General features: G+C 37.9%; 16 protein-coding genes. 12 read left to right on the top strand and 4 right to left on the bottom strand.

What is annotated here, in order from left to right; all coding sequences use genetic code 11:
- Window positions 1-135: 135 nt before the first annotated feature.
- The 3 genes from QME45_02235 (at window position 136) to QME45_02245 (ending at window position 3,101) form a co-directional block, all read left to right on the top strand.
- Entirely contained in the window at window positions 136-1,002 is an 867-nt protein-coding gene (locus QME45_02235) for a DegV family protein (protein ID MDI6617478.1), read from the top strand.
- A gap of 6 nt (window positions 1,003-1,008) precedes the next feature.
- Window positions 1,009-1,692, top strand: a complete 684-nt coding sequence (locus QME45_02240) for a heparan-alpha-glucosaminide N-acetyltransferase (GenBank protein MDI6617479.1) — start codon at window positions 1,009-1,011, stop codon at window positions 1,690-1,692.
- 284 nt (window positions 1,693-1,976) lie between these two features.
- Entirely contained in the window at window positions 1,977-3,101 is a 1,125-nt protein-coding gene (locus QME45_02245; protein ID MDI6617480.1) for an NlpC/P60 family protein, read from the top strand.
- A 60-nt stretch (window positions 3,102-3,161) separates the two neighbouring features.
- Here QME45_02245 and QME45_02250 read toward each other — a convergent pair whose 3' ends face one another.
- The 3 genes from QME45_02250 to QME45_02260 are packed head-to-tail and all read right to left on the bottom strand — an operon-like array spanning window position 3,162 to window position 6,937.
- On the bottom strand, window positions 3,162-5,003 hold the full coding sequence (locus QME45_02250; protein ID MDI6617481.1) for an extracellular solute-binding protein: 1,842 nt from the start codon (window positions 5,001-5,003) through the stop codon (window positions 3,162-3,164).
- Between the two features lie 3 nt (window positions 5,004-5,006).
- Complete coding sequence (locus tag QME45_02255; GenBank protein ID MDI6617482.1) at window positions 5,007-5,858, bottom strand: ABC transporter permease; 852 nt, start codon at window positions 5,856-5,858, stop codon at window positions 5,007-5,009.
- Window positions 5,855-6,937, bottom strand: coding sequence for an ABC transporter ATP-binding protein (locus QME45_02260; GenBank protein MDI6617483.1), 1,083 nt, complete (start codon window positions 6,935-6,937; stop codon window positions 5,855-5,857). The genes QME45_02255 and QME45_02260 overlap by 4 nt, the downstream gene beginning before the upstream one ends.
- A 320-nt stretch (window positions 6,938-7,257) precedes the next feature.
- Here QME45_02260 and QME45_02265 point away from each other — a divergent pair, with 320 nt between their 5' ends.
- Window positions 7,258-8,013, top strand: a complete 756-nt coding sequence (locus QME45_02265) for a C39 family peptidase (protein MDI6617484.1) — start codon at window positions 7,258-7,260, stop codon at window positions 8,011-8,013.
- A gap of 21 nt (window positions 8,014-8,034) precedes the next feature.
- On the opposite strand, the gene QME45_02270 is transcribed toward QME45_02265, so the two are convergent.
- Window positions 8,035-9,120, bottom strand: coding sequence for a DUF4037 domain-containing protein (locus QME45_02270; GenBank protein ID MDI6617485.1), 1,086 nt, complete (start codon window positions 9,118-9,120; stop codon window positions 8,035-8,037).
- 200 nt (window positions 9,121-9,320) lie between these two features.
- On the opposite strand from QME45_02270, the gene QME45_02275 reads away from it, so the two are divergent.
- From QME45_02275 to QME45_02310, 8 genes are all read left to right on the top strand, one after another.
- Window positions 9,321-9,926, top strand: coding sequence for a zinc dependent phospholipase C family protein (locus QME45_02275; GenBank protein MDI6617486.1), 606 nt, complete (start codon window positions 9,321-9,323; stop codon window positions 9,924-9,926).
- Window positions 9,926-11,059: a glycosyltransferase family 1 protein gene (locus QME45_02280; GenBank protein ID MDI6617487.1), complete on the top strand. Its 1,134-nt coding sequence runs from the start codon at window positions 9,926-9,928 to the stop codon at window positions 11,057-11,059. The genes QME45_02275 and QME45_02280 overlap by 1 nt, the downstream gene beginning before the upstream one ends.
- A gap of 11 nt (window positions 11,060-11,070) precedes the next feature.
- Window positions 11,071-12,399: a UDP-glucose/GDP-mannose dehydrogenase family protein gene (locus tag QME45_02285; protein MDI6617488.1), complete on the top strand. Its 1,329-nt coding sequence runs from the start codon at window positions 11,071-11,073 to the stop codon at window positions 12,397-12,399.
- Window positions 12,400-12,413: 14 nt separating this feature from the next.
- A complete protein-coding gene (locus tag QME45_02290; GenBank protein ID MDI6617489.1) occupies window positions 12,414-13,646 on the top strand; it encodes a radical SAM protein in 1,233 nt (410 codons plus the stop codon).
- A gap of 361 nt (window positions 13,647-14,007) precedes the next feature.
- A complete protein-coding gene (locus QME45_02295) occupies window positions 14,008-14,682 on the top strand; it encodes a response regulator transcription factor (GenBank protein MDI6617490.1) in 675 nt (224 codons plus the stop codon).
- On the top strand, window positions 14,679-15,710 hold the full coding sequence (locus QME45_02300) for a sensor histidine kinase (protein ID MDI6617491.1): 1,032 nt from the start codon (window positions 14,679-14,681) through the stop codon (window positions 15,708-15,710). The genes QME45_02295 and QME45_02300 overlap by 4 nt, the downstream gene beginning before the upstream one ends.
- A 209-nt stretch (window positions 15,711-15,919) precedes the next feature.
- The gene (locus QME45_02305) at window positions 15,920-16,681 is read left to right on the top strand and encodes an ABC transporter ATP-binding protein (GenBank protein ID MDI6617492.1); all 762 of its coding nucleotides are present in this window, start codon (window positions 15,920-15,922) and stop codon (window positions 16,679-16,681) included.
- A gap of 25 nt (window positions 16,682-16,706) precedes the next feature.
- Window positions 16,707-18,644, top strand: a complete 1,938-nt coding sequence (locus QME45_02310; protein MDI6617493.1) for an ABC transporter permease — start codon at window positions 16,707-16,709, stop codon at window positions 18,642-18,644.
- Window positions 18,645-18,659: the final 15 nt, after the last annotated feature.

Here is an 18,659-nt window from a genome sequence, read left to right on the forward strand (position 1 = left end):
AAATAGCATAATCCTATTTATGCCTAGGCTTGGTTTCATATTGCGAATTGAAGTGGACTTTTGAAAATCGTTGATTTATAGCATAAACAATGTTAACATTAAAACAATAGTAAATAGAAATGAAGGTGAATAAGAATGCAGGTTAAAATTATTACTGATTCATGCAGCGATCTTCCGATAGAATACATCAATGACAACGATATTTCAGTAGTGAGCATGACATACCATTTCAAGGGCAGGGAATATGCCGATGATTTTGGAAGGACCATAAGTTACAGTGAATTCTACGCCGCCGTACGAAATGGTGAGATGTCTACTACATCCCAGATAAATGTATTTACATTTGCAGAAGAGTTTAAAAAGCATATAAAGGATGGCCAGTCTATTATTTATATAGGTTTTTCATCGGCTTTAAGCGGGAGCCTCAACAATGCTCTTATCGCTAAGGATATGGTGTTAAAGGAATACAGTAATGCAGATATAAGCGTTATAGACAGCAAAAGCGCATCAGCGGGCGAGGGACTTTTAGTATATTATGCCTGTGAGATGCTGAAAAACGGGAAAAGCAAACAAGAGATTGTGGAATGGGTGAAAAATAACAAACTGAAATTGAATCACTGGTTTACAGTTGATAGCCTGAACCATTTGAGAAGAGGGGGAAGGGTATCGAACACGAAGGCGTTTATCGGTACGGTGCTGGATATAAAACCTGTGCTGCACGTTGACGATGAAGGAAGGCTTATACCTGTAAGAAAAGTAAAAGGCAGGAAAAAGTCCATAAGGATGATTGCGAATAAGTTTTTTGAAATGGCGGTAAAACCTGAGGAGCAGCTGGTAATTATAAGCCATGGCGACTGCATAGAAGATGCAAACCATCTTAAGGAATTGATATTGAAGGAAACGTCGGTAAAAGACATCATTATCACATACATAGGGCCGGTTATAGGAGCGCATTCCGGGCCGGGAACGCTGGCGTTGTTCTTTATAGGTGAAAAAAGATAGAAAATCATGATTGAAAAATCAAACAGGATATGGGAAATCGATTTTATAAGAGGAATTGCGCTTTTGCTTATGATCTTCTTTCACATTATGTATGATTTGGGCGATATATATGGATATCCGGTTAATTATGAGAGCGGTGTCATATGGGTTATCGGAAGAGTTTCTGCAATACTTTTTATTATCATTTCAGGCCTAAGCTCTACACTGAGCAGAAACAATCCGAAAAGGGGATTAAAAGTATTTGCGGCAGCTCTTGCAATCAGTATAGTTACATATATTGCAGGACGGGATTATTTGATAAAGTTTGGCATACTTCATTTTTTAGGTATAAGCATGATGATTTATCCTCTATTGAATAAAGCCGACAGTCTTGAACTGATCGTGGGAGGAGTCCTCTCACTCCTTGTAGGCAATTTGATATCAAAGGTAAAGGTTCAAAGTGGCTTATTATTTCCGGTCGGATTGACAAACAAGTATTTTTATTCTGCAGACTATTATCCTGTATTTCCATGGATAGGAGTATATATTTTCGGCATAGTCGCAGGAAGATTTTTGTATAAGGAAAGAAAAAGCCTTTTTAGCTTTTCAATGAAAGATAATCCGCTGCTTTTTTTGGGAAGGCATACTTTTATGATATATCTTATTCACCAACCGCTTATAATTATTATTCTAAAAGTGCTTATAAGGTAAAATATACATATTTCCCCGGGCTAATCGTGCAAAATCATGAATAATCGGGCAAAATAGAATATTGTGGCATCTATTTCCAGTTTAAATTTGAAGCCTAAAATGGTATAGTATATTTATATAGTTATAATATTTCGCATCATAATGCAAGGAAATTAACGTCAGCAGAATGCATACTGATTATTTATATTATTTATTCTCTTAAATGCAAAATGTTCTGCTCAATAAATCTTTTATGGTATAATTTTATACCTTTATATAAAATCCCACATTCAGAGGTGTTTATTTTGAACTTTAAAAAAATAATTGCAGCGGCAATTGCTATCAATTTAATCTTTAGTGTCAGTGTACTTGCAGATCCATTGTCGGACCGTTTAAAAGATGAACAGCAAACGCTTAAGCAGAATATGGATACATACGATGGCGTAATGAAGCAAATGGCGGAGGCTGAACAGAATATACAAAAGATAGACGAGCAAATTTCAAATCTGACGGATCAGATAAAGGCTATAAAAGTAAAAATTGAGGGAACAAAAGTTAAAATCAAGGATACCGAGGATAAAATAAAAAAGCTGCAGGATCAACTTAATGCCGAACAGGAATTGTTCAACAAAAGGGTAAAAGCCATGTATATGAACGGTGAGTATGGCTATATGGAAGTGCTTATGCAGTCGAAAGATCTCAATGATCTTCTGTCAAGGCTGGATATGATAAAAAGGGTAATAGATTACGACAAAGGCGTAATGAGCGAAATAAAATTAAAGACAAGCCAGATAAGTTTAATGAAGAAATCCCTTCAGTCAACCGAAAATCAGTTGCTGGCGTATCAAAAGCAGAATGAGAGTAAATTGTCGGAGCTGAACTCATCAAAAGATTCACAGAAACTTCTGATTGCCGATTTGAAAACCAAGCAAGATGAGTATTCCGATAAAATATCTCAATTTCAGGCTGTCGTTGATGCAACGATAAAAGAGATAGAGGAGAGAAAAGCGGCGGAGGAAGCTCAAGCTGCACAATCTACAGGGAACAGGATTCTGCTGGCATCAAGGGATGGAAGTGCTCCCATATCTTCAAATGCAATAGTCGAATATGCTGCAGGATTCCTGGGAACGCCTTATGTAAGGGGCGGCAGCACTCCAGCAGGCTTTGACTGCTCGGGTTTTACAAAATATGTTTTCTCCCACTTCGGGGTCAATTTGAACAGAAGGGCGGCTGATCAGGCTTCACAAGGCTCGGCTGTTTCTTCAGACAATCTTCAGCCGGGTGATCTTGTATTTTTCGGCAATCCTGCTTATCATGTAGGGATATATGTAGGCAATGGGTTATTTATACATTCTCCGCAAACCGGCGATGTCGTTAAAATTGCGTCGCTCAGGTGGATGAATTTTACCGGTGCAAGGCGTGTTAGATAAAAATGGGTTAAATAAAAGGAGTGCAAAATTTGCATTCCTTTTTTTAACATGCAGGCTGAGTTACTTGTTCTTAACCTCGGTCCATATATCATCAAATAATTTAACCGACTGTCCTATATCTTTTAAATATTCACCTTTATTTACGGCATCCTGTGGAGGATATACTGCCGTATCTTTTAATATATCCTGATCCAGTATCGGGAAGGATGCTTTATTCGGGCTGGCATAAGGAAATTCCCTCGATATTTCAGCGCCGATTTCGGGTTCCAGTATAAAACTGATGAATTGTTCGGCGGATTTCTGGTTCTTTGACAGCTTAGGTATGACGAAGTTATCCTGCTGCAGGAATAATCCTTCCTGTGGAATAACTATTTTTAGATTTTTATTTTCGCGCTTTGCAAGCGAAGCCTCGGCTCCCCATACAAAACCAACCTTTGCTTCTCCGTTGATCAGAAGCGTTTTGGGGCTGTCGCTGTCATATGCCTTTATATTGGACTGCAGGGCCTTAAGGTCTTGCTTTGCCTGCTGCAATTTTAAAGGATCGGTTTCGTTGATGGAATATCCGGATTTTTTGAGCACCATACCTATTATCGCCCTTTCGTCGTCGAGAACGACTATGGAATTCTTAAGGGCGGGATTCCATAAATCCTTATATCCTTTTATAGGGACTTTGACCTTTGAGGCATCAAAAACAATACATGCATCTCCCCACATATAAGGTATGCTGTATTTGTTCCCGGGATCAAAGGGAAGATTAAGCCTTGATTCATCCAGGTTTTTAAAGTTTTCTATATTATTGATATCAATGGGCCTTATCAGGTTTTGCTTTCTTAATGTCTCAACCATATAATCGCTTGCCACGACCAGATCATATTGGGATCCGCCGGCCATAAGCTTTGCAAGCATTTCTTCGTTGGAGGAAAATGTGCTGTAATTAACCTTTATATTGTAAGCCTGCTCAAATTTATCTATTACAGACTGCGGGAGATATTCAGACCAGTTGAATACATTGATAACTTTTTGAGGTTCTCTTTTACCCGCCGCGCTTTTGAATGCGCTTCCTCCAAGAAACGTTATGCACAGCACGCAAACAAGCGCAGAACTTATTATTTTTTTGCCATTTATTATATTCTTGTTTAAAAGCTGCATTATCACGACAAGTGATACTGTAAGCACCAAAAGTATTGCGGATAATGCATTGATTTCAGGCGTTACGCCGAATTTAACCATCGAGAAAACTTTAAGGGGAAGCGTATTGCTCCCGGGGCCTGCCACAAAAAAGCTTATTATAACATCATCGATTGAAAGGGTAAACGCCAGAAGTCCGCCCGCCATAATGCCGGGCATTATGACAGGCAGCGTAACTTTCGTGAATGTCTGCATGGGAGTCGCCCCGAGATCCATCGCAGCCTCTTCAAGGGATTTATCAAATCCATCAAGTCTTGATCTTACTACAATTATAACGTACGAAACACTAAATGTTACATGAGCTATTATAAGGGTTATAAGTCCAAGGGGTATAAGCTTGATCATAGAAAAAAAAGCAAGCATTGCGATACCCATGACTACCTCCGGTATCACAAGGGGAATAAAGAGCATGCCGTCTATCAGCGATTTGCCCCTGAACTTATACTTATACATGCCGACTGCCGCTGCGGTGCCTATTATAATAGATAATATTGTGCTTGAAAAGGCGATGATAAGGCTGTTTTTTACAGCTTCCATTATACTGTAATTTGAAAACAGGCTGTAATACCATTTAAGGCTGAAACCCGTCCATACAGCATTAAGCTTCGAACTGTTAAAAGAAAAAACAACCAGCACAAATATCGGTATATACAAAAATAGATATATTAAAATGCTGTATATCGTACCTATTTTTTTTGCTGCTGAATTATTCACCTATTATAACACCTCCATCTTATCTTTGCTTCCGCCGGATTTTATATATATTAACAATGTTACAAACATTATTACTATGAGAATAACGGATATCGCCGAGCCAAAGGGCCAATTCCTCGCGGAAAGGAACTGGTTCTTAATCAGATTGCTGATTAGAATTATCTTGCTTCCTCCCATCAAATCCGGTATGAAGAAGTACCCGAGTGTCGGAACGAAGACGAGAAGGCATCCTGAAAATATGCCTGGTTTTGTCAGCGGCAGGGTTACTTTTAAAAACGCTCTAACCGGTGTAGCCCCTAAATCCGATGCCGCCTCCAAAAGGGATTTATCCAGTTTTTCGATGGATGAATAAAGAGGCAGTACCATAAACGGGAACATCATATACACCATTCCGATCAACACAGCAGTATTGTTATAGAGGAGTGTAAGTGGTGCCTTTATAATCCCGAGTTTTAAAAGGTAAGTGTTTATTATCCCTTCCGTCCTTAAAAGTATTATCCACGCATATGTCCTTATGAGCGAATTCGTCCAGAAAGGGAGTATTATAAGCATCAGCAGGATGGGCCTGTAAATTTTCGGAGACCTTGCCACAAAGTATGCAAAAGGATACCCGAAAATAAGGCACAAAAGCATCGTTGCTGCCGATATTAAAATAGAGTTCCATAAAATCCTTATATAAAGAGGATTAAGAAGCTTTGCATAATTACCGGAGGTAATCTTGTACTGTATATCACCATATTGCCCCCTTGTCATGAAGCTTACAACTACGACAAGAAAAAGAGGCACGATAAAGAATAAAAGCATCCATATAACAACAGGCGATATAGATTTTAAAGCACCTTTTGACTTTATCATGATTTAATCACCACCGCATCTTCGGGGTTCCATGTCACATATGCCTTATTTATACCGCTTGGGAAGGCATAATTCTCTCCCGACTGTTCACTTATCGTTATTTCTCTGCCATTGGAGAGAGTAACGATGGTTTTGGAAACGGAACCTATAAAAGTTCTCTCCTTAAAAGTCGCATAAAGGAAAGGATTATTAGGGTCCGGTGAAGATTTTAGCTTTAATCTCTCAGGCCTTACGGCAAAGCACAGATTTTTGTTTACATCTGTATTTTTGCATGTAAGGTCAATTATCTGGTTGTCTTCAAGTTTTACGGATGCATAACCGTTGTTTATGCCTGTTACAGTACCGTCAAAAATATTCGTATCTCCTATAAAATCTGCAACAAATCTCGTCCTTGGTTTTTCATATATTTCCTTCGGAGTTCCGACCTGTTCTATAAGCCCGTTGTTCATGACGCATATTCTGTCGGACATGGTCATAGCTTCTTCCTGGTCGTGGGTAACAAACAAAAAGGTAATACCAAGTTTCTTTTGAAGATGTTTAAGCTCCAACTGCATTTGACGGCGTAATTTAAGGTCCAGTGCACCTAATGGTTCATCCAGAAGAAGAACTTTTGGATCATTGATAATCGCTCTTGCAATAGCGACACGCTGTTTTTGGCCTCCGCTTAACTGATCGGGCATCTTATCTTCATAGCCTTCCATCTGTACTATCTTGAGCATATTCAATACCCTGTCCCTGATCTCCCTCTTTTGAACTTTTTTTATGGTCAGACCAAAAGCCACATTATCGAATACGTTCATATGAGGAAATAACGCATAGCTCTGAAATACTGTGTTTACATTGCGTTCATAAGGTGCTTTCTTTGATACGTCTTTGCCGTTTATAAGCACGCTGCCTTTATCCGCCTGTTCAAATCCGGCGATAATCCTGATAGTCGTAGTTTTGCCGCATCCACTCGGGCCGAGTATCGTTAGAAATTCTCCCTCTTTGATATCGAGGGAAATACCCTTTATGGCAGCATCCTTTTCACCGCTAAAGCTTTTAACAACATTATCAAGTTTTACCATAGAGTTTGCCAACCCATATCAGCTCCTTTTTTCATACAATTCAGAAAATTGGTAATTATACTTATACCTTTTGGTGTATAATTATAATTCGAATTATTTATAACATATATATATATTAATTTCAATAATAAATTTTTAATATATGGCCTTTTTATATAAATTTTTTTTGAGTGGAAATTGAAGCGGAGGTTTTAGCCTGAAACTACAGGCTTTAGCATATGCCCCCAAAGTGATCCCGTAAAAAAAATTATATTAGATTTTTCAAAAATGCATAACATAAAAGTAATTCAATTTTTAACTATTATCTTCGATTTCAGAAAGGAAAGATTTCGATGCTGAAGATTACCAAAATAAAGTTAATGATTTTAATTTTATTGATAAATATATTATTTACGGGATGTCCGGATGGTGAAAAAACTAAGCCGGACCGGAATTCGGACAGGAAGAGGGAGAATATTCAGGCTCGGGAGGACAATGATGATAAAAACAGGGAATCGGTTTTACTGGATGTGCCCATTATTCCCCAAAAACCGGAATTGATGAGCGGGTGTGAGGTAACCAGCCTGGCTATGGTGTTCCAGTATGCGGGCATCAAGGTCGACAAGATGACACTTGCAAAAAAGATAAAGAAGGACAAAACTCCTGTAGTTTTAGACGAAAAGGGCCACATAAAAAAGTGGGGAAACCCCAATGAAGGATTTGTGGGAGATATTACAGGGAAAAATAAGGGCTTTGCAGTTTATAATATCCCCATGATGGAACTCATGGATCAGTATCTGCATGGCAGAGCAGTCGATCTGACCGGAAAACCCTTTGAATCATTGATAAAGAGTGTCAATGAAAACCATCCGGTAATTGTATGGTCCACAATCGATTTTAACCCGCCTGAAAAATATGAGGAGTGGGAGAAGAACGGCACTAAAATCAAGGCAGCGCTGAATGAACATGCTGTTGTGCTCGTAGGTTACGATAAAGATTACTGCTATATAAACAATCCGTTTAACGGTGTGAAAAATCAAAAAATCAACAGGCAATCCTTTATAAAGGTATGGAACATCATGGGCAAAATGGCTATATCGTACAAATAAGAAGTATTTTAATATGGGATGCTATATTTCATCATCATATTTGTAGATGGCCGATAATGATTTCATTTTATTAGCATCCAATAAAAAATCTTCATTTGTAATCCATTGGTCCAGTGCGCCATATATCGGAATACTTTTAAGCTCACCATAAATTGTCCTGTAGGTTTGCTCTGCAATATACTGAAAATCGATATCCATATATCCTCTACAATATGGGTTTTGCCTTATTTTTAATGAAGGCAATTTTTTTATTCGATTTTGGTACTCGATTAAAAAACGGCATATTTGAGTTATCTTCTTCATGGCAATTTTAATATCTTTTTCAATATATATATTTTCAAGGTTTGTACCGATCTCTTTCGCAATAGATGGGAGTTTGTAAAATTCGCGATGTATCCATTTTGGATAAGATGGAGCATAACGCCTGTTTAATAGAAATGCCAGCCTTATTATTCTAAATATGGTTTCATTCAAACAATATCTTGATGATAAAACATCTCCCCTGTCACAGCATAAGCCTATTAGGTCAATATCCCACCCAAGCGACTGCCATGCATATGCGAGCCTGTATTTCCAGACATCATCAGGGTAATACCCGCCATAAAACTTTCTCAATTTTGTAAGTTTGCCCATACCGTCAAAAAATACTTCGCCTCCTGTCACCTCCAGCAGGTGATTTTCAGGTATAGAGAGCCACTCTATTTCATTTTGTGGCACCAAGACTCCAAGATTGGCCTGAAAATAATCTTTACATGTCGTTATGTCTATATGTACATTCCCTGACCCGTCAGATGAAAGCTTTCTGACCCCCATGGATTCTTTATCGGTTATAAAATGCGTAGAATAACCCATAAACGTAGATGGAATCCGTGTATTCAATATTTCATACATTCTATCTTTATATTGTTTTAACTCCTCGGGTAAAAAAATTATGCATCTAGGCCCCCATTCGTGGTCAGTGGATATTTCATCATCGTTACCCAGGACATCCGATCCCCAACCGATTAAGGCAGAAGCATATTTTTCTCCAATGAAGCTGATATGTTCATCTATTATAGGTTTTATTACGCTACTGTAATACTCCCTGCACAAATCCAAACCTTTCAATATTCATTTTCCCCCTTATATGACGACTATCACATTCCAGTTCGGCATTAATATATAATTGTTCATCAAATCAATTGTAACTCAAATATATGATTTAACAAGGAATTGACATAATATTAACCGTAAGTTTAATCAATATTTATATCGGCAGGTTATATTATAAGTAGAATATATAGCAGCGATAAAGGGGGGCTGTAAAGATGAACTTTTTCACACATATCGCCATTTCAAAAATATTATATAACCATTTAAAAAGCCAAATGGAACTGAATAAGACCGATTTTATTTATGGCAATATAAAACCGGATTTAACCCGCAGAGTATTAAAAAAGCCTCATATTTTAGATAATTATCTTGATTATGTATGCGATGGTGCAGGTAATTTGATGAAAGGTGAGGTGCCTTTGGAAGAATTTTCGATTGAACTCGGTGAAATTTGCCATTATGTATGCGATTTCTTTTGCCGTTATCATCTGAATATAGAAATATTCAATAATTTAAAGGGTCATTTTTTCTATGAATTAAGGCTTCATTTTGTACTGCTAAGATTAAGCAGGGAAGAAAAATCCGAAATGGAAATAAATAACAAGAAGGCCAACAGGGACATCGAGTCAATTATATCGGCGATGAGGGCCGATTATTTTTCCAAAACCGCTACGTTTAAAAAAGACATTTCTTACGCAATATCCACCGCTATATGGGTCTGTGAGTCGGTAGTTTATTTTATGGCTAGATCCACCGGACCTGCTTCGAACAATGATAAAATAGATTCCTATGTTATGGTGCCTTCTGCAGGAGGTAAATAATGAAGATTGCATTATTTTCTGATACGTTCACTCCACAGATAAACGGGGTCACAAATACACTTGCCAATTTAATAAAATACTTTGAAAATAACGGTATAGAATATAAGATTTTCGTCCCCAAGTATGATGATGATGTAGATTCATATGCGGAAAGATTCTATAGCTTAAAATTCTTTTTATATCCTGAATGCAGGATAGCCTTACCGAACATGTTCAGAATATATCAGATCTTATCAAAATTTAGACCGGATGCAATACACTTGATGACGGAATTCAATATGGGCCTCGCCGGACTTTATTTCGGGAGGAAATATAATATCCCGACCATTTCAAGCTATACAACAAATTTTTCGCAGTATGCCGACTATTTTAAGCTGGATTTTCTAAAGCAAATGATCTGGAATTATATGAAGTGGTTCCACAATCAAAATTGTATAACCCTTTGTCCATCCGTTGAAACGGAAAAGCTGCTAAACCAAAATGGTATAAGCAATACGGGGATATTTTCAAGGGGTATAGATTCCAAAAGGTTCAATACCGATTACAGAAATGAAAGTTTGAGGAGAAAGCTGGGAATTGAAAACAAGACAACGTTTCTTTATGTTGGCAGAGTATCTTACGAGAAGGATTTGGATATTTTAAACGAGAGTTATAAAGCCATAAAAGGAAAGTACGGGGATGAAGTCGCTTTAGTAATAACAGGAGAGGGTCCCTACCTGGAAAGGTGTAAAAAAATATTTCCGCAGGATACGATTTTTACAGGATTTAAAAAGGGAATGGAGCTCTCCGAGTTATATGCTTCCTGTGATATATTTGTATGTCCCTCTTCTACAGAAACTTTTGGCAATGTGGTTTTGGAAGCGATGACATCAGGCTTGGCTGTAATAGGTGCTGATGCAGGAGGTATCAAGGAAATCATACGGCATAAACATAATGGCCTTAAATTTAAGGCAAGGGATGCGGGACAATTATACGATTGCATGGCTGAACTAATGGAAAATAGGAATCTCAGGGAATATTTAAAAGTCAATGGCATAAAATTCGGCAGAAACAGATCCTGGGATAAAATAATAGGAGGTCTTGTCGATATATACAGGGAAGTTTTGGAAGAAAGGAGCACTATCAGTGCATAGCGGAAATATCGATGATTAAGATAAGCATAATAGGAACAGGATATGTGGGGCTTGTTACGGGAGTTTGCCTGTCGGACTTTGGCTGGCAGGTAACATGTGCCGACCAAAACGAAGATATCATTTTAAAGTTGAATAGCGGAAAGCCCACGATCTATGAACCGGGACTGGATGATTTGTTATCAAGGAATTTATCCTACAAGAGGATTAAATTCGTGACAGATATTAATCTGGCAGTAAAGGAAAGTGATGTAATATTCATCGCAGTGGGTACGCCGCAAAACATCGACGGAAGTGCGGATTTAAGCTGTGTTTACAATGTGGCGCGTCAAATAGGCCGTTATATGGATAAATATAAAATTATTGTCGACAAGTCAACAGTTCCCGTTGGAACCGGGCAAACGGTAAAAAAAATAATCTTGGAAGAGCTGGAAAATAGGGGGCTGACTATTGATTTTGACATTGTTTCCAATCCCGAATTTCTAAGGCAGGGTTCTGCCATCCAGAACTTTACCCATGCGGACAGGGTCGTTATTGGGGCTGAATCGCAGCATGCAATAGATATAATGAAACAGGTGTACAGAGTTTTATATATAAACGAGACTCCGTTTTTAATAGTAAACATAGAAACCGCGGAATTGATAAAGTATGCCTCCAATGCGTTTCTTGCCACAAAGATATCCTTCATAAACGAGCTGTCTGAATTGTGTGAGAAAACGGGGGCAAATATCCAGCAGGTCGCCAGGGGAATGGGCATGGATGCAAGGATCGGCTCTAAGTTTCTCAATGCCGGACCCGGATATGGAGGTAGCTGCTTTCCAAAGGATACAAAAGCCCTTGTGAATATCGGGAAGATTTATCAATGTGATCTTGGGATCGTAAGGGCGGCGATTGATGCAAATGAAAAACAAAAAATGAGGATGGTTTATAAGATTGAAAAAGAAATGGGACATTTAGAAGGAAAGACATTTGGCGTTTTAGGGTTGGCATTTAAAAAGAATACTGATGATATGAGAGAGGCGCCATCGATTACGATACTTAAGGAACTGTCCATTCTTGGAGCCCGGTTTAGAGTATATGACCCAAAGGCTATGAAAAAGGCGAAGAAGTGTTTTGATGAGCTCAATATACAGATTATCAAGTATTGCGATGATGAATATGATGCATCGAAGGATACGGATGCCATAATACTTATGACCGAATGGAACCAATTCAGAAGCCTTGATCTGGATAATATCAAATCAAAAATGAATGGCAATTATTTTTTCGATTTAAGAAATATATACAATAATGAAGTGATGCTTGGGAAAGGTTTTAAGTATTATTCAGTCGGGCGCGTCTGAATAAACAGAGGTGAATGATGATTAAAAACAGAAAATCGATTTTCAATTTCGGCAATGCCAATACGATATTAAAAGGAAGGATTCCAGGACAGTTAATAATTCAATATACCGATAATTGCAATGGTACATGTCCTCAATGCAGTATGAGGAGAACAGAAAAGTATAAACGTTCAAAGTTAGCAAAGAAAGAAATTTACAAAATAATCGATTCTGCAGCCAAACAGAGTATACAAGCTCTCTCTTTTACCGGAGGCGAGCCGTTTATATATAAAGATGAACTCATCGATTTGATAAAATACGCCTCTTGCAAGGGGATACCGCTTATACGCACAGGAACAAACGGATATATGTTTACAGACTGGCAAAGCCCTGATTATGAATACAGAATAAATAAGCTGGCAGAAGAACTATCTGCCACCAATCTTCGCAATTTATGGATCAGCATCGATTCTGCAGATCCGAAAACCCATGAGCAAATGAGGGGACTAAATGGCGTAATCAGAGGGATTGAAAAAGCACTGCCTATTTTTCACGAGCATGGGATATATCCTGCAGCAAACCTGGGGATAAACAGAAATACCGGAGGGACCGGTAAAATTTCCATGAAAATGACCGATAAAGACGCCTTTTATCAGGAATTTAAAGAGTCTTTTGAAATGTTTTATAATTTTATAATCAGCATAGGATTTACAATGACGAATGTTTGCTATCCTATGAGCATCGATAAAGATAATATAGGCATGAATGCTGTTTATGGTGCAACATCCAACAATTCGGTTATTACATTTTCCAAAGAGGAAAAAATACAGATATTCAGAGCATTGATGGATACTATTCCAAAATTTCGCTCTAAAATAAGAATATTTACTCCATTGGTATCACTTTATTCCCTGATTAAACAATATGAGGGGAATGGTAAATTTTCTTTTGGATGCAGGGGAGGCATCGATTTCTTTTTTGTTGAAGCAAGGGAAGGAAATACCTATCCATGCGGCTATCGCGGCAATGAGAATCTCGGTAAGTTTTACGATTTGAATATAAAGAGCATAAGGCAAAAGCCATTTTGCAGGGCATGCGACTGGGAATGCTTCAGAGATCCTTCAGAGCAAATAGGATTTTTAATCGGAACTCTCAGAAATCCTCTAAAGTCAAGGAAAATAAAAGATCCTGAATATATAAGGCTATGGAAGCAGGATATTAAATACTATAACCGGTGTGGTTATTTTAACGGCAGAAAGGCAAAATGACATTCATCGCTATCACCCACCTCATATTTTGTAATCAGTCTGACAGAAAGAGTAAAAATGACCGGGATGATTACGGTAAGCATCGGCACAAAATAGTTTATAAGTAAAGATGCAAGGGCATAGGGCCCGTTAATGCTGACTTTCCGTGAAAACCAAAGATTCATATTAATATCATATCGCATATAACTATGTCTGCCAATATACTATTTGTGAAATTAATCGATGATGATGCTGAAAATAATACGGTTTATTCCCTGTAAATAGAAGGCCGTATATTATATAATATTCTTAACGTTAATGCTAAAAAAGTGGGAGTCAAGGGCTTTAAACCATTCGGTGCTTCTTTGGAAAGGGAGATTCTATGTTTAAAATAATGATAGTTGAAGACGATGAAAAAATGCGGGAGATAATCCTGCAGAATATTATAAAATGGGGATTTTATGGGTACTGTGTGCAGGATTTCAACAAAGTATTCGATGAGTTTGCAAAATATAATCCTCATCTTGTTTTGATGGATATCAACCTGACCGCTTATGATGGGTTCTACTGGTGCGGTAAAATTCGGGAAGTCTCGAAGGTCCCGATTATCTTTATATCCTCCAGGAATACCAACATGGATATAATCATGGCCGTAAACATGGGCGGAGATGACTTTATTCAAAAGCCTTTTTCCTTGGAAGTATTGATGGCAAAGATAAATGCGCTCCTAAGAAGAACTTATAACTATACAGATGCTTTTTTAAGTATAATAGAGCATAACGGGGTGGTGCTTAATCTCAAGGACGGAACGGCTTTATTCAAGGATAAAAAAATTGACCTTACTAAAAATGAATTTAAAATACTCTATATTCTTATGAAAGATAAAGGCTCTATCGTGAGCAGGGATAAGATAATGAGGGCCCTTTGGGAAGACGAGAGCTTCGTGGACGACAATACGCTGACCGTAAACGTTAACAGGCTCAGGAAAAAGCTTGATGACATGGGGATAAAAGATTATATTATAACGAAGAAAGGCCAGGGATATGTAATTTTATGAGATTTAAAAAATATTTGGCAGATAGAAAAGTTCCGATACTTTGTTTCGCCCTGCTTATGATGTTCATATCTCTGGTTATCCATTTAGACGGTTCATTTAAAGTAAGCGCGGGAAATATATTTTATATCAATCTGGTCGCCTTTTCTTTTTTTATGATTTATTTGGCGGGCAGCTATCTTTATTATAGAAACTATTATAGAAGTTTGACCGATATCGTAGAGAACAAAAGGGATGAAATAATAAGCCGCCTTCCAAAACCTAAAACACATGAACAAATTCTTTTTCAGAAGGTGCTTTTATCTCTGTACAATGAGCAAATTTCTAAAATGGAAGGACTTTATGAGCAGAAAAAAGATTATGAAGAATTTATAACATCATGGGTACATGAGGTAAAAACTCCCATCTCAGTATGCAGGCTGCTGATCGAAAGCAATTTAAATTCCCAAAATAGTGAAGTGCTTGGCAGCATGGGAGAAGAAATAGATAAAATCGAGCACTATATTGAACAGGCGCTTTATTATTCTAAAATAGATGATTTTTCGAAAGACTATATTATAAATGAGATTGAGCTTGACAGATTGGTTAAGGAAGCAGTAAAAAAGCAGGCTAGGACTTTTATCAATAAGAAAATAAGCGTAGAAATCGATAATACTGACTTGACGGTTGCAACCGATAAACTATGGCTTTCGTTTATAATAGATCAGATATTGTCAAATGCCCTGAAGTATACATATACAGGCGGCCGGATTAAAATATATGGACTCTCTGATGAGAAAGCGCAAAAACTTGTCATAGAGGACAACGGCATAGGAATAAGATCCGAGGACATCGGCAGGGTCTTCGACAAGGGTTTTACGGGCTATAATGGAAGGGAAAATTATAAGTCCACGGGCATGGGCCTCTACCTTTCAAAAAAACTTGCAAGAAAGCTGGGGCATGATATTGCCATCGAATCGAAATATGGCGAACATACAAAGGCGATAATCATATTCCCCAGGCTGTCGGACTATTTCGATGTTTCAAGATAAACTGGGGTTCGTATTTTATATACATCCGATAAACTGGAGCGTTATAAATGCAAATCATAAAAAAAGCGGCATTGCCGCTTTTTTTATGATTTGTGACAATAATGTAAGATACCGGTACCGTTTTGTAAGACAGGAAAATGGAACGATGCTTATTATTTTTATAAAATAAGATTGTAAATTGAGACAAGAAGAAAAACGGAGGTTTAAATATGGGCGATGTTTTGATAGCCAGAAATTTAAAAAAAGTTTACGGTTCCAGAGGAAATATTTGCACTGCACTTCACGACATAGACCTGGATATTAAAGAAGGTGAATTTGTAGGCATAATGGGACCTTCAGGTGCCGGTAAGACGACACTTTTGAATATTATTTCCACCATAGACAAACCAAGCGGCGGCACTGTCACCATAGGCGGAGAGGACATAGTGAAAATGGATGAAGAGAAATTATCGATATTCAGAAGAAACAAGCTGGGTTTTATTTTTCAGGATTTCAATCTGCTGGATACCCTGACAGTGAAGGAAAATGTGGTCCTCCCGCTGGCACTTTCCAGGATGGATATAGGTAAAATAGAAGAAAGGCTCAAGGAGATCTCTGCAAGTTTGGGGATAGATGATATTTTAAACAAATATCCTTATGAAATATCAGGGGGCCAAAAGCAGAGGACCGCAGCGGCCAGGGCTATTATCAGCCATCCGGCCTTGATCCTTGCGGATGAACCTACAGGAGCTCTTGATTCCAAGTCTTCAGCCGAACTGCTTCAGGCATTAAGCAATTTAAATGAGAAAAACAGGGCTACGATCATGATGGTAACCCACGATGCGTTTGCAGCCAGTTACTGCAAGAGAATAATCTTTATAAAGGACGGAATGTTATTTACAGAGCTCATAAGGGGAGGCTCCCGCAAGGAATTTTTCCAGAAGATACTTGACGTCCTCAAAACAATGGGCGGCGGATTGACCGACATATAGCAGAAATGCAAAAGGAAGTGAAAAAATGATGGGCTTGTTTGATATAGCCACTAAAAATATAAAAAAAAACTTTTACAATTATTTTTTATACTTTATATCCATGATATTCAGCATAGTAGTTTACTTTACATTTACATCGATAGAATATAATCCCCAGGTTGAAAAAGTCATCGGCGCTTCAATGATTTCAGTCGTGTTCAAAGCGGCAGCCATAGTCGTTGCGGTATTTGTTGCAATATTCATCTGGTATTCTAATTCTTTCTTCATAAGAAAGAGAAAAAAGGAAATCGCACTTTATTCCCTTCTCGGAATAAGGAAAAGGCAAATAGGAAGAATGCTTTTTTATGAAAATATTGTGATGGGCATAGCAGCGCTCCTAGCCGGTATTTTTTTCGGGAGTTTGCTATCGAAGTTGTTCATAATGATTCTGGTAAGGCTCATGGGGTTCTCAGCCGATATTGTATTCATGGTGCCTTTGAAGGCGGTTATAAATACTGCTGCTGTTTTTATCGTATTATTCCTCATGACATCGATACATGGCTACAGGCTTATATACAGATTTAAGCTGATAGAGCTTTTCAAGGCGGAAAATCAAGGCGACAGGGAGCCAAAGGTTTCGGTATTCTTTTCAATAGCATCTATTTTATTGATTGGCGGAGGGTACTGGATATATACCAGGAAAATATCAAGCTTTACCGTCTTTGCCATATTGATAACATTAGTGCTTGTGGTGATAGGAACATTCATGCTTTTTTCCTCCTTGACCCTGCTGATTATCAAGCTTTCAAAGAAAAATAAGAGAAGATATTATAAGGGCATCAACATGATAGGAACATCCCAGCTGTTGTACAGGATAAATGCAAGTGCCAGAACCCTGGCCACAATTGCTGTATTAAGCGCTGCAACACTTACGGCCATGGAGGTATCGTCAAGCTTTTATTATGATCTCTCGGTGGATTTGGAGAAAAATTATGGCTTTACTTATGCATATGCAAGCAATGACGCTTCTTTAGATAAGCAGGTGGAAGATATAATAAGCAGATATCCTGAAAATAAAATTATTGCTTCCGTAAATATGAATTTTGCTAAAGTAAACGGGCAATGGCCGGATTTTCAAAGCGAATCGGTAAATAAAACAATTCCGGCAGGCTTTTATATAATATCTGAAAGCAACTATGATGAAATTGCAAGGGCAAGGAAATTGAAGGATAGGATAAAACTGCGGAACAGCAATGAAGCAGTTTTATTTGGGCAAATTCTAAATTTTACATCAAAATATGATTATGCCGGGAAGACTATTACAATAAGCGAAAATAACGATAATTTCCCCTTGAATGTTGTGGACTTTAAAAATTATTCCCTTCCCAATTCCGGTATGACAAGGTATGCCGTTGTTGTACGTGATGAGGTTTATAACAAGTATTGCAAGGCAGACAATCTATACAGGATAAAAGGGTATATTACCGACAATGAAAAGGATAGCGAAAAGCTGACAGGTGAGCTTGATAAACTGTTATCAAAGAAGCTTATTCAAAATGGTGAAGGTGTTAAATTTTCGTCATATTATTCACGATATAAGGCAGGGCTTATGTTTTCAGGTTTAATCATTTTTTTAGGCGCATTCCTTGGATTATTGTTTCTGGTTGCCACGGGAAGTATAATATTTTTCAAGCAACTGTCCGAAGCTAACGACGACAGGGACAGGTATAAAATCCTCAGAAATATCGGGGTAACAAAAAAAGAAATCAGGATTTCCATAAGTAAACAGATATTCATTGTTTTTGCGCTGCCCCTTGGAATCGGAATAATGCATAGTCTCGTAGCCTCAAGCCTTTTGTCGAGAATGCTTAAAGTAGACTTGACACTGCCCATAATTGTGACTGTCAGCGCTTATTCAGCCATATACATGATTTACTATTTCTTGACGGTAAACTCTTACTATAATATTGTCAATGCAATGTGATATCCGATTTTCAAT

It is taken from the genome of Clostridiales bacterium, from assembly GCA_030016385.1.
Lineage (GTDB): Bacteria > Bacillota > Clostridia > Clostridiales > Oxobacteraceae > JASEJN01.